The following is a 13,101-nucleotide window of genomic DNA, read 5'->3' as shown; positions in this document are numbered from 1 at the left end:
CAGTGGCTACGCTGTAAGTTGCAATAAAAGTTGCCATGGTGGATTATGCGTTAGGGTATTTTTCTTCTAAAGCCGTATATAATTGTTGCTGAAAGTCATCGGCACTAACATCAAGTGTATTAACTAGATTAGCCAATACCTCGTTGTCTTCTTCACCATGCCAAACCTTAATATAGCTGCCTTCTTTATAGCCATGATCTTGGCGGAAGAAGTTTAAGGTATTTTTGCCAACATATTGACGAAATAATTCATCTAAATCCATGTTCATTAATGACATGCAGTCAGCTAACGCTTTAGCATTAAAAACTTTGTCGGTAACCGCGGCAGAAGCTAAACTTTCTAAGGCAATTTTAAAGTCATCTTCGCCAGTGCCTTGATGCAGTTCTTTCGCAAGTTTAGCTGAAATTTTTTCAACATTAGAGTTGGCCATTAAGCGTAAACTTAAACCAAAATGAAATATGTCTACTAATTCAAGTTGAACTTGAGCAATATCAATTTCTTGATGTTTCCACCACTTCCAACCGTGGTGGTCTAGCATTTCGGCACACTCAACCCAAATAGCACGATACCACTCATAACCGTTGCTACGCCATGTTTCACTCACTCTTGAGTTCATTGCATCTTGCATAGTTAACATTTGACTAATTTGCTTTTGTGCTACTGACAAAGCTGTAGATAATTGTTCGCTCATTTTGTTCTCTGATTGTTGTAAGTCTGGGGTAATTTTGCTGTAGCTAATACCAATTTTATCGACTTGGTATAATACTGAGTCTCGAGTTAATGTACAGATATTTTACTTTTGATAAAAGAAATAATGCTAATTTACCAAGGTAAATTAGCATTATTTTATTGTGTTGACTTAAAACTATTTAAGTTATTTGCTACTAAAGCAGATTAAGCATGTCTGCGTTTTACCCAGGTTAAGCCCAGTAAAGCTAACGCAAATAAAATGGCACTTGTTGGCTCTGGTACACTGGTAGGCTTGTCAATAGAGGTACCAGCTACAGTAATCCCATCAAAAGCTAAGCCTGAATCGAAAAGGGTATCGACCCAATTTGTAACGCCAAACTCAAGGTAATAATTACCAGTATCTAAAATTGAATAATTTGATTGAATCCAGCCGGTATAGCCACAACCTGACGCATAACATGCACCTGAGTTATTGCCAAGAGGGGTCCACTCAGGTGCACCAGCAGCTACTGCAACTGTACTCGGTGTAAGTGTTGCTTCCGTTGCAGGCAGACCATTACCTGTTACTATGTCATTAATAATGTTTGTTCGTGCAGTAAATAGCATGGCGATTTGTGTAAAAGAGCTATCTAATAAACGTGCCCAACTATAATCAGAAAAAGTAGCACCGTCAGAAGTTACATAGTTAAAGTAAAACTCTAAATCGTCACCCGCGTTAGCAGTAAAAGCAGCAGATTGTAGCACAGAGCCATTAGCGCCCAATAATCCCCCTAAACCTACACCTGTAACGGCATCATCAGTAGAAACCCAACCATAATTTGTATTGCCTGTTGGGGATGTTGTAACCACTCCATCAGCGGAGCTTACACCACAATTTCCTGCGCAATTCCAATTGCTTGGTATTCCATTATCAAATGTGTTAGTTATTAATGCGGCTGAGGTGTTAAGTGAAACAACAACAGGTATCACGGCAGTCATAATATATTTTATTTTATTTAACATCTTTAAACTTCTCTCTTGTTAATTTTATCTCTTACTGGTCAAACCAGGCTGCACAGGTTGTACCACTTTTTGTTTTTAATTAATTAACAATGGCTTATGGTTTTTCATTCTACGTTTGTTTAAGATGTGTAAAAAAAACTGACTATTTATCTCCGTTTATTGCGCTTATTGGCTGAATAATTTTTTTCTTACCATTGCGCGATAATCTTTGGGTGTTAATAATAAATTCTGCTTGAACAAACGGGTTAAATGGCCTTGATCTTGATAGCCCACATGGTCAGATATTTCTTGTATTGACAAGTTAGTGGATGCCAGTAAGTCTTTAGCGGCTTCTATACGCAATTGCTGCCAATATTGTGTCGCACGAATACCTGTGGCTATTTTAAAACGGCGACTAAATGAACGTTGGCTTAAACCAAACTGTTCAGCCAGTGCAGCTAAACTAAGCTCACTATTTAAGTTGGTACGTAACCAAAATTGTATTTGTGCAATTAATTCATCGGCATGACGGTCAACAGCACCTTCTAAATAGCGTTGTTCTTCATAGGGTTTTCTAATTTCATGGGAAAAATTACGCTCAACATTTTGTGCCGCAGCACGGCCATAAGTTTGGCCAATAATATGCACAATAATATCAGCCAATGCATTTAAGCTAGCTGCACAATAAATGCGTTCAGATTGTGTTATAAAAAAATCAGGTTTAATGTCTACTTTGGGGTAATCGCGTTTGAATTGTGCAACATAGTGCCAATGTGTTGTTGCACTATGTTCATCCAGTAAGCCAGACTCTGCCAAAAAGCAAACACCAGTACCTACGCCAAGCAGGGTTGACCCTTGTTGCCAACAATACTTAAGCCAAGTAATTAATTTTTTATGCTGTTTTAAAACAGGCCTAGGGTTGCGCCATAAGCTGGGGACTAGAATAATGTCAGGCACATAATCTTTATCAGTCGCTAAATTATTTAAGGCAATGTCAGGAATTAATTGTATACCTGCACGCGAAGTCACCGCTTTATTTTCTTGGCTAACAAACTGGGTAATTAGCTTGGTACTTGATTTGTTATATCGCCGAGCAAAAGCCTCACCGGCGAGAAGCATTTCTAACGGCAAGGTTAAGCCAGTGGCTAAAACATGCTGATAAACAACCAACCCAACACTCAAATTTTTAGCGTTTACGCCATTATTTTTGTTCATTAGCCTACCAAGGTACCAATATATAAATATTTGGCCATTATGGCATATTATTTGGCTTTTTTAACGTATTACTTTGAGCTTCTTAACTATAAACTAGCTTCATTAAGCAAATTATTTATCGTGACGTTACAAAGGTTATTTACATGACATTATTACCTGTAGTTATTGGCATGGGCGGCATTAACGCCGCCGGCCGTACATCTTTTCACCAAGGCTTCCGTCGTATTGTTATTGATAAAATTAGTGCACAGGCACGCGAAGAAACATTTATGGGCTTAGCTAGCTTAATGAAGCTAGTGTCGTATCAAAATGGCCAATTACTTGATCAACAAGGCAATGTGGTTGCGGCAAATGAAATAGAAGCTAAGTTTGGCCAACAAATCCTTGAAGGTACCTTAATTAGGAAAATAGAAAAAAATCACTTTGATGTTGATGCAACGCATTGGCACCAAAAAATGCATATACAAACGACTGATAACAATATTACGTTTGAATTGCGCGCTAAAGAGTTGCCTCAACCCGTTCCGCCTACATGGATAGTGACAGACATTGGAGGAAAGAAGGTGCGGGTTGAAATACCAGATGAGTTAGTTATTGCACATGATGCCTACCGTGATAACCCTATTAAAGCAGCAGGGCAAATGCCAACAGGTTTTGATCCCAGCATACTCTACAATAGTCGGTATCAACCACGCGGATTACAAGCGACTATTTTTGCGGCCACAGACGCTATTCGTTCTACGGGTATTGAGTGGGATGCTATCTTAAATAAAATTAGCCCAGATCAAATCGGCACCTATTCAGCCTCGGTTGTAGGGCAAATGCAACAAGAAGGCTTAGGGGGGTTATTAAAAAGCCGTTTGTCTGGCTCAAGGGTAAGCACCAAACAGTTAGCTTTAGGGCTAAATACCATGTCGACAGACTTTATTAATGCTTATGTTACCGGCAATGTTGGTACTACTTTCTCATCATCAGGGGCTTGTGCAACGTTTCTTTATAATTTACGTACTGCAGTACAAGATATGCAAGCGGGTAGAGTACGTGTTGCTATTGTTGGTAGTGCTGAAGCGCCTATTACACCTGAAGTTATAGAAGGTTTTGGTAATATGAGTGCGTTAGCCAACGAGGAAGGATTAAAAAAACTTGATAACAGTGACACGGCAGATCACCGCCGTACTAGCAGACCCTTTGGAAACAACTGTGGTTTTACTATTGGTGAAGCTGCACAGTTTGTGGTGTTGATGGACGATGCCCTTGCCCTTGAGATGGGGGCTAAAGTTATGGGGTCAGTTGCTGATGTTTTTGTCAATGCAGATGGTTATAAAAAATCAATTACGGCACCTGGGCCGGGTAATTATATTACCATGGCAAAGTCGGTGGCGTTAGCACAAACTATTTTAGGTAAAGAGTCATTACAAAAACGCAGTTTTATTCTAGCGCATGGTTCAAGTACCCCGCAAAACCGTGTTACTGAGTCATTAATTTATGACCGTATCGCAACAAGCTTTGCTATTAATAATTGGCCTGTTGCAGCGCCTAAAGCCTTTGTAGGTCATACTATTGGCCCTGCTAGTGGCGACCAAATGGCAATGGCTTTGGGTATTTTTAGTGACAATATTATGCCAGGTATTACTACGATTGATAAAGTAGCTGACGATGTACATAGTGATCGCTTAAACATTGCCACAGAACACTGGCATTGCGGTGACATGGATGTGGCTTTTATTAACTCAAAAGGTTTTGGTGGCAATAACGCTACAGCGGTAGTGCTTTCGGCAAAAGTAACAATGGCAATGATGCACAAACGTTATGGTGAAAAAGCAATGGCTGAGTATCAGCAAAAGCTAACCCAAGTTGAACAAGCGCAAAATGATTATCGTCAACGTGCTAACCAAGGTGAGTTTAATCTTATTTATAAATTTGGTGAAGGCTTACTCGACGAAAACTTAATGGATATTAGTGATGAAAGTTTAACCTTTGCTGAATTTAAGCATAAAATCACTTTACCGAACAAAAACCCATTTGAAGATATGATGTAATCGCTCACTAAGCCTGCTTTAGCGCCATAATAAACAGCAGCAGTGTGGGCATAAAACCTAACGAGTAGTAAATTTAACAGACTCAATGGTGAGTGATAAATACTGCTGTACATAAACACAGTTAGTGCGCTATATTTGTTATATCACCTGCTTATATCTGTCTTATCATTGAAACTATACATTGCTGAAAAGCCGAGTTTAGGAAGAGCTATTGCCGCAGCACTTCCTAAGCCTCATAAAAACCACAAGACCCATATAGAAGTTGCTAACGGCGATGTTGTTAGTTGGTGCGTAGGACATATTTTAGAGCAAGCTGATCCCGAAGACTATGATGAGCGCTTTAAAAAGTGGTCGATGGAAACACTACCTATGCTACCCCAGCAATGGCAGTTAAAGCCTATTGCTCGCACACGTGCTCAGCTAACCGCGCTACGTAAGCTAGTAAAACAAGCGGATGATCTTATTCACGCCGGTGATCCAGACCGAGAAGGGCAATTGCTAGTGGATGAAGTGATTGATTATTTAAAGGTTTCAAAAACTAAAAAATTAAGAGTAAAACGCTTATTAATTAGTGACTTGAACTTGCCTGCTGTTAAACGTTCACTTAATGCGCTTAAAGCTAATCAAGATTTTATGCCATTATCAATCTCAGCATTAGCACGCTCACGCGCTGATTGGCTTTATGGCTTAAACTTAACTAGAGCATACACACTACAGGGGCAAAAGCACGGTTATAACAGTGTTTTGTCAGTAGGGCGTGTACAAACCCCCGTTTTAGGATTAGTTGTGCGGCGTGAGCAAACAATTGCGGCATTTGTTTCTAAGCCGTATTACCAAGTTCTCGCGCATTTAGCCCTTAAAGAATCACAAGGTAACAATGGCTGTTTTACAGTGAAATGGCAACCAAGTGAGGCATGCCAGCAATATTGTGATGATGAAGGGCGCGTGTTGGTTAAAGCATTAGCTGAAAATGTGGTTAGCAGAATCAATAACCAGCCGGCTACGGTAGAAGAGATTAAAACAGAACAAAAACAACAAAACCAGCCGTTACCTTTTAATTTATCTAGCTTACAAATTTCGGCAGCTAAGCAGTTTTCAATGAATGCAAAGTTAGTACTGGACGTTTGTCAGGCGCTTTATGAAAAGCATAAACTGATTACCTACCCGCGCTCAGATTGCCGTTATTTACCTAAAGAGCAATTTAAACAAGCCGCAGGTATTCTTAACAATTTGGCGAACTCGAGTTTACCTTGCAGCGAACAGGCAAAGCATGCCGATAGCACTATGAAAAGTAACGCCTGGAATGATAAAAAAATAACGGCTCACCATGCCATTATTCCAACAGAAAAATCGCCGAATAATATTAATTTAAATTCATTTGAAAAAAATATTTATCTATTAATTACACGACAATATTTGGCGCAGTTTTATCCTGTTTATCGTTATCAGCAAACAAAATTAACAGTGAAAATCGCCGGTGGACTTTTTATTACCACGGCCAAAGTTGAACAACAACAAGGCTGGAAAGTACTTTTTCCTTATAATGACAAATCTTCAGCGTCTAAAGATACATATTTGCCGGCTTTAACAAAAGGGCAGGTGCTTCATTGTCAGCGCGGTGAGCTCATAGAAAAACAAACCTCGCCACCAGAGTCTTTTACTGATGCAACTTTACTTGGTGCTATGACAGGCATCGCGCGCTTTGTTAGTGATGTAAATATTAAAAAAATATTGCGAGATACCGATGGTTTAGGTACAGACGCCACCCGAGCAGGGATTATTGATTTACTCTTTAAACGTGACTTTTTACAGCGACAAGGGAAAAAAATTGTTGCCACTGATATTGGCAAAGCACTTATTAATGCACTGCCTGTTAAAGCAACCTTACCTGATATGACCGCACAGTGGGAGTCTACGCTAACCGCTATTTCAGAAAAAAACGCCAGTTATAACAGCTTTATGCAACCACTTATTAACACGATTACTGAAATGGTTTTAGAAGCGAGCCAGCAATCGTTTGCAAATTTACCTAAAGTGGCTTTTAAACCTAAAAGAAAATTTACTCGCAAAAAAACTTATGCGCGTAAAACAGCGCGTACCTCATAAGTTAAAGCGCATGGTTTAATCCAGTAATGTCTAGCGTTAACGGTGCTGAATATTGTGTTTCAGGGGTAATAAAACTCGCAAAATGAACGAGATTACCATTGTCTAGCACTTTACTGACCAACGAACTGCTGATGTAAGTGTGGTGTATATTAGACGTGATCTTATCTTCGAAGCTAGGTTCATTAAAAGCAAGTAAGTCAAAAGAAGAGGGTTTAAGTACTTTAATTAATGTTGGCGCTAAACTTATAACGTCTAAATTTGAGGCAAAACTGACATAGCTACTACCAGCTTGCGGTGTAACATGTATTGTGAAGTAGTCGTTACCTTTTATGGCATTTAATGAATAGCCATAAGGATCAAAAACAAAATCATCAATGGTAAAGCCAGGTAATAGCTCAGCAATGCCAAAAAACTCCCTAATCGCCTCTGTACTTAGCCCTGGGGTTGTTAAGGTTTGAGAGGCAAACTTGCTTATTTGATAAATTAATAATTCATATGTGGTGTCATCAGGCTTGGCCTTGAAGTGGTTATCTTGATGAAAAACATAATTATGGTGTCCGTATATTTCACCAAAACGGTAAGCTTTACCCTTGATATATTTTGAAAGTAATTTTATATCATCGCCAAAACAACTTAACTGCGCACTAGAAAAATACTCATTTTTTCTTTGGTAAGTGATATGCGCAATGTTTTGTGGTTGAGTGTGTTTAATAAAATATTCAATCGATTTTACTAAATGGGTAAGGCCGCACGTTAAAATTAAAAAACGATCGTCCCAAACAAATAAGCTAGACTCAGAAAGTAAAAAAGCCTTACAGTGCTCATTTTTAATAGAAGATAATATTTGAGCATTACAACATGCCACAAGTTCTTGCCAAAAAGTATCACTGACATCGTTCAGTAATGAAATAGTTTTGGTATTCACTACTACTTCAGCTTTTTTTTCAGAGCCTTCAAAAAACACAAGGAAATCCTTAAAACGGGCCTAAAAATTACAATTGCCAGAAAAAGTTTCGACACTTTATAATTTTATTTATTAATCAATATTTAAAATAGCAGTCAACCGAATGTCTGCTTGGCTTTATGTTGCGATAAGGCCAGGCAAACAGCATGGCTTAGTTACGTTCGATACTCAGCGTTAATTTTTACGTAATCATAGCTAAAATCACAGGTCCAAATAGTCGCTTGTGCATTGCCGCGATGTAATTGTACGCTAATATCAATCTCAGCTTCATCCATTATTTTTTGCCCGTCAGCTTCTTGGTAACTGGCGGCACGCCCACCTTTTTCAGCCACTAAAACATCGCCAAAGTATAACTCTAATGCTGTGGTGTCTAAATTTTCTAACGATGGACATTCCCTTGAAGCATAACCTATTGCCGCTAATACACGGCCTAAATTAGGATCAGAGGCAAACATTGCCGTTTTAACTAGCGGGCTTTTACCAATAGAAAACCCGATCGTTTTTGCTTCCTCATAAGTTAAAGCACCCTTCACCGTTATGGTTAAAAATTTGGTCGCGCCCTCACCATCACGTACTATTGCCTGCGCTAAATATTGTGCAGCTTCAAGTAAGGCATTGAATACCGAAGTAAAACCCTCACAGGTGCGACTGGTAATGGCGGTAGCGGCACTTTTGCCGGTCGCAATAATAATAAAAGAATCGTTGGTAGAGGTGTCACCGTCAACAGAAATACAGTTAAATGATAAATCGGCAATTTCTTTGGTTATTTCATCTAACAACGGCTGACTAATATTTGCATCAGTCGCTAGGTAACCTAGCATGGTAGCCATGTTGGGGTGAATCATCCCTGCGCCTTTAGATATGCCGGTAATATGAATCCTTGCTTGGCCAATGTCTACATGGTTCGTGTAAGCTTTAGGTGCGATGTCGGTTGTCATAATGGCCGTTGCCGCATCAGCCCAGTTATTGGGCGATAAGTTAGCAACAGCATAAGGTAGGCCGGCCAGTAGTTTATCCATAGGCAAATGCTCTAAAATAACGCCTGTGGAAAAAGGTAAGATAGATTCAACAGGAATTGCCATTATTTCTGCTAGGCTTTTACAGGTGGTTAATGCGTCTACCATCCCCTGTTCACCAGTGCCAGCATTAGCATTACCGGTATTAATCACTAAGGCTTTAATGCTATTTTCTTCATTGTTCTTAACCGCATTTAAATGCTTTTTACATAAGGTCACTGGTGCAGCACAAAAACGATTTTGGGTAAATACACCCGAAACAGAACTGCCGTTAGCAATTTCAATAACGAGTAAGTCTTTGCGGTTTGGTTGTTTTATATTTGATTCGGCCCAACCTAGGCGAATACCTTCAATAGAAGCAAGGGAAGTAGAACTGAGTTCAGGTAAGTTTACAGGCATAAAAAGGGAATATTCAGATAAAAAAGTAGATAAATATTACGCGTTTATGGTTTTTTATGCAAAGTAATGTTGTGATGAAATGCCAGAAATCTTAACACAATATAATAGTGAGTAAAATGACAGGTTAATTTAAACAGACAATAGCTAACAATAAGGAATAAATATTGCTTAGCAGTTATACGTCAATTATTTGTCAAAATATACTCATGATCAATAACATTAATATTTATAGCCATTTATTAAATGCCAATTCTACTCAGTCATCCACCAGCTCAGCAGTTGATGAAATAATAACAGAGCATAAACAAACAACAACACCAGCAACAGACCCCGCTAGTGTGAACCAGGCTAATTTATATTTAAGCACAAGAGCACAAAAAATTGACCTATTAAGCCAAGAGTTTTTTAGTCAAGGCACGCTAGATTTTAATGATATTGACGCATTAAAAGAGCGTGTTTATCAACTTGGGCTAATCTCAAAGGAAGACTTTTCCCGTTTAACGGGCGCAGAGTTATCTAACAATAACCTGCCTACAGAAAAAGAGCAGCCCAGCCAAACATTAGTGAGTTTTATTGATGACTTTATCAAGCGCTTAGACGAAGGTGAGGCGAGCAATATGAATGATAACAGCGAAGAAGGCAGTGATCAAAGCAGTGAAGCATTAACAGCACTGAAAGAAATGTTAGTCACAGCTAAAACTATTTTAGCTGATGTAGAAGCAGCCAAAACAGAACCCAATTTTAAACTGTCTTTAACCAGCTCTCTCGCCTTACTTAAAGATACAATTAATGACGAGTTTTTTGATAACATTTCGCTTGATGACAGAGTCGGCATTACTAAAATATACCAATCTCTTGATATTGTAGATAAAATATCGCCGCAGCGCTTAAACAATGAAAAGTTGAACCGCTATTTAGAAATTGGCTCGGCTTAAAATCTATGATTATTTTTAATATCTGTTCCGTTATTTAAAACTACCCCAACTTCACACAAAGACCTATAATTATACCCACCACAATATCTTGTTGGTTTGTAAGTAACTTTACTATGGTAGGAATGCCTTGTGTTATCACGTTTATATGCTTTTATGCCCGGCTTAAATACCCTGCTCAATTATGAGCGGCAGTGGTTTGCCGATGACGCTAAAGCTGCACTTTCAGTTGCGGCAGTTGCTTTACCTGTTGCTATTGCTTATGCCCAGCTTACCGGTGTAAATGCAGCCGTTGGGTTATATTCTTGCGTACTACCGATGATAATTTATGCACTATTTGGTAGCTCTAAGCAGCTAATTGTTGGTCCTGACGCTGCCACCTGTGCAGTTATTGCGGCCGTTGTTACTCCATTAGCTGCTGGCGATAGTATTAAGCATTGGCAGTTAGTAATAACCATGACAGTGATGACAGGCTTTTGGTGTATTATTGCTAGTCGATTTAAGCTAGGTGTATTGGCTGATTTTTTATCTAAACCAATTTTGATGGGGTTATTAAATGGCGTGGCAATTACCATTATTGTTGGGCAGTTTTCTAAAGTTTTTGGCTTTACTTTCGACAATAAACACCTAATAGAGCGTTTAGGTGGTGTACCCACTTATTTATCACAAGCCCATATACCCACCATGTTAATGGCGTTTCTTACCGTTGCTGTTTATTTCGTGGTGAAACGCCTAAAACCCACTTGGCCAGCGTCAATGCTAGCAATTGCCTTGACAGCGGCTCTTGTCTGGTCTTTAAGTTTGGAACAATTTGACATCAAAACGATTGGTGTTGTCGAGGGTGGCTTACCGTTATTTCACACACCTGACTTCAATATTGGTATTATTCGTGAATTGGTTATACCAGCGCTGAACTTAGCCATCGTCAGCTTTGTCAGTATGATGTTAACTGCACGCAGTTTTGCAGCGAAAAATGGTTATGATATTGACGCAGATAAAGAATTTATGGCGTTAGGTTTTGCCAATATCGCTTCTGCCTTATCACAAGGTTTTGCCGTAAGTGGTGCAGACTCACGTACCGCAGTAAATGATGCTAATGGTGGTAAAACACAGTTAGTCTCTATTATCGCAGCGGCTATTATTGGTATTATTGCTGTTTTTTTAACAGCCCCACTTGAGTTTATCCCAAGCGCGGCATTAGGGGTTGTATTAATAATAGCCTCAATTCACCTATTAGACTTGAAGGCAGTATGGAAATTAAGGTTTAGAGACCGACAAGCATTTTACTTAACTTTAGCGACATTATTTGCCGTGCTTTTTGTGGGGGTTATCCCTGGTATTACCCTAGCGGTATTGTTAGGCTTGTTCCAATTTATCCGTACCGTGATGCGGCCAACCGATAATGTACTCGGTGTGGACGTTAACGGTGTGGTGAGAAGCTTAGATACCAGTGATAAAGCAAAAGGAGTGAAAGGTGTTCTTATTTATCGCTTTAACTCACCTTTAACTTATTTTAATGCCAGTTACTTTAAGCGGCGACTACTAGAGCAATATGCTCGTGAAAAAGAAGGAGTCGCCTGTGTTATTATTGACGCTGTGCCATGCTTCACTCACTTAGATCTCAGTGTTATGGCGATGCTAGCTGATTTAGACGTTATTTTTAGAAAGCGAGAGGTACGCTTAGAAATAGCAGGGAGAAAACGCCAGCTACTCGACTGGTTTAAAAAAACAGATATAAAATCAGGCCATGAGGGAATTTATATTCACTCAGATTTATATTTAGCCCTTAGAAAGAATCAACTTGTTACGGCAGAAATAGTGTCTGAACTAAACACTGAAGCTAATTAACGTATATATACAGCTAGATGGAGTTATACTAGCACTTCGCCGCTATGTTTTGCGGCGAAGCACAAGCCAATTGCGTCCACACCCTCAGCAAACCTTAACAATTTGGTATTATTATGGAGACTTCTGGCCAAGGGGGATTACACCTTCTTGAATAATCGTCAGTTTGGGCACTAGAGGAATATTTATATCTAATTTTGCCGTCAGTTGGTAATTAATATTCCGCTCTTTATTATGAAAGAGTGCTTTGATCACTTTTATTCCCCCAATTAAACTCGCTGAAACAGGTAAAACAAAACGTGACTCACTGTAAGCCCCTACAGTAGGAATATTCGCTAAAACACCATGAGCCAAGCTTTCACCTGCTACACTGAGCTGGTAGCTGATACCATTAAGCGGCAATTCAAAATTATTGGGGTTGATTAACGTTAAGCCCACTTCAAAATTTTGTTCAAAACCGTTAATGGGCAAGGCCTTAAAAGAAGTTAACGCGACACTAGGTTCTTCGTAGTTGAGATGAAAGTTTGCACAGCCAGACAGAAGTAGCAGAGTTAACGTAAGCCAAAGGGGGAAGCCTAATTTTCTAGCAATAATCATATTTATCCTTAACAGAGCAATGAATCAGTTGGCTGATATGTAGTAAAGCTGTGAGCACAGCATTATGGATAGTATATCAATGAAATCGACCACGCTCTTCATAAATAAATTTTAGCTTTAGTGATAAAAGGGAGGAGCCAGAACGGTTCAGGTGTCGTGCTTTGCTCTAGTTTCTGCATCCAAGCAGTCGTGCCGGAGTCGAACTGCCAACCTCACTGAGTTACTGATTCAATCAGTAGCGGCCAGTTTTAAAAATAAACTATCAGTTTTAAGACAAATAAAAAAGCCTCAACATTGCTGTTGAGGCTTTATTATGA

At 39.2% G+C, this 13,101-nt stretch carries 10 protein-coding genes; 4 read left to right on the top strand and 6 right to left on the bottom strand.

The window, feature by feature from the left end:
• Positions 1–43: 43 nt before the first annotated feature.
• From AC0UA9_RS06190 to AC0UA9_RS06180, 3 genes are all read right to left on the bottom strand, one after another.
• The gene (locus AC0UA9_RS06190; protein WP_475658833.1) at positions 44–667 is read right to left on the bottom strand and encodes a dUTP diphosphatase; all 624 of its coding nucleotides are present in this window, start codon (positions 665–667) and stop codon (positions 44–46) included.
• 227 nt (positions 668–894) lie between these two features.
• Positions 895–1,692, bottom strand: a complete 798-nt coding sequence (locus AC0UA9_RS06185) for an NF038132 family protein (RefSeq protein WP_475658408.1) — start codon at positions 1,690–1,692, stop codon at positions 895–897.
• 165 nt (positions 1,693–1,857) lie between these two features.
• On the bottom strand, positions 1,858–2,886 hold the full coding sequence (locus AC0UA9_RS06180; RefSeq protein ID WP_475658406.1) for a GlxA family transcriptional regulator: 1,029 nt from the start codon (positions 2,884–2,886) through the stop codon (positions 1,858–1,860).
• A gap of 143 nt (positions 2,887–3,029) precedes the next feature.
• Between AC0UA9_RS06180 and AC0UA9_RS06175 the strand changes: the two genes are divergently transcribed.
• Positions 3,030–4,925 (top strand): beta-ketoacyl synthase, encoded by a 1,896-nt coding sequence (locus tag AC0UA9_RS06175; RefSeq protein WP_475658404.1) that lies wholly within the window; start codon positions 3,030–3,032, stop codon positions 4,923–4,925.
• 168 nt (positions 4,926–5,093) lie between these two features.
• Complete coding sequence (locus AC0UA9_RS06170; RefSeq protein ID WP_475658401.1) at positions 5,094–7,031, top strand: DNA topoisomerase III; 1,938 nt, start codon at positions 5,094–5,096, stop codon at positions 7,029–7,031.
• Between the two features lies 1 nt (position 7,032).
• Here AC0UA9_RS06170 and AC0UA9_RS06165 read toward each other — a convergent pair whose 3' ends face one another.
• Together AC0UA9_RS06165 and argJ are read right to left on the bottom strand one after the other, a co-directional pair.
• The gene (locus tag AC0UA9_RS06165; protein WP_475658398.1) at positions 7,033–7,995 is read right to left on the bottom strand and encodes an adenosylmethionine decarboxylase; all 963 of its coding nucleotides are present in this window, start codon (positions 7,993–7,995) and stop codon (positions 7,033–7,035) included.
• 155 nt (positions 7,996–8,150) lie between these two features.
• Entirely contained in the window at positions 8,151–9,410 is a 1,260-nt protein-coding gene (argJ, locus tag AC0UA9_RS06160; protein ID WP_475658395.1) for a bifunctional glutamate N-acetyltransferase/amino-acid acetyltransferase ArgJ, read from the bottom strand.
• A 164-nt stretch (positions 9,411–9,574) separates the two neighbouring features.
• On the opposite strand from argJ, the gene AC0UA9_RS06155 reads away from it, so the two are divergent.
• Both AC0UA9_RS06155 and AC0UA9_RS06150 read left to right on the top strand, forming a co-directional pair.
• Complete coding sequence (locus AC0UA9_RS06155) at positions 9,575–10,345, top strand: hypothetical protein (RefSeq protein ID WP_475658393.1); 771 nt, start codon at positions 9,575–9,577, stop codon at positions 10,343–10,345.
• Positions 10,346–10,474: 129 nt separating this feature from the next.
• Positions 10,475–12,190, top strand: coding sequence for a SulP family inorganic anion transporter (locus AC0UA9_RS06150; protein WP_475658391.1), 1,716 nt, complete (start codon positions 10,475–10,477; stop codon positions 12,188–12,190).
• Between the two features lie 111 nt (positions 12,191–12,301).
• Here the strand turns inward: AC0UA9_RS06150 and AC0UA9_RS06145 are convergent, their stop codons facing one another.
• Positions 12,302–12,784, bottom strand: a complete 483-nt coding sequence (locus AC0UA9_RS06145) for an LEA/WHy family protein (protein ID WP_475658387.1) — start codon at positions 12,782–12,784, stop codon at positions 12,302–12,304.
• Between the last annotated feature and the right edge of the window lie 317 nt (positions 12,785–13,101).

This window comes from Colwellia sp. F1 (genome assembly GCF_056238625.1).
The sequence above is the reverse complement of the archived record's forward strand: the minus strand, read 5'-3'. Positions and strand labels throughout refer to the sequence as shown.

Bases quoted from the DNA above. Each gene is read 5' to 3' on its own strand.
- AC0UA9_RS06180 (WP_475658406.1), bottom strand. From the start codon at position 2,886: ATGAACAAAAATAATGGCGTAAACGCTAAAAATTTGAGTGTTGGGTTG.
- AC0UA9_RS06185 (WP_475658408.1), bottom strand. From the start codon at position 1,692: ATGTTAAATAAAATAAAATATATTATGACTGCCGTGATACCTGTTGTT.
- AC0UA9_RS06175 (WP_475658404.1), top strand. From the start codon at position 3,030: ATGACATTATTACCTGTAGTTATTGGCATGGGCGGCATTAACGCCGCC.
- AC0UA9_RS06145 (WP_475658387.1), bottom strand. From the start codon at position 12,784: ATGATTATTGCTAGAAAATTAGGCTTCCCCCTTTGGCTTACGTTAACT.
- argJ (WP_475658395.1), bottom strand. From the start codon at position 9,410: ATGCCTGTAAACTTACCTGAACTCAGTTCTACTTCCCTTGCTTCTATT.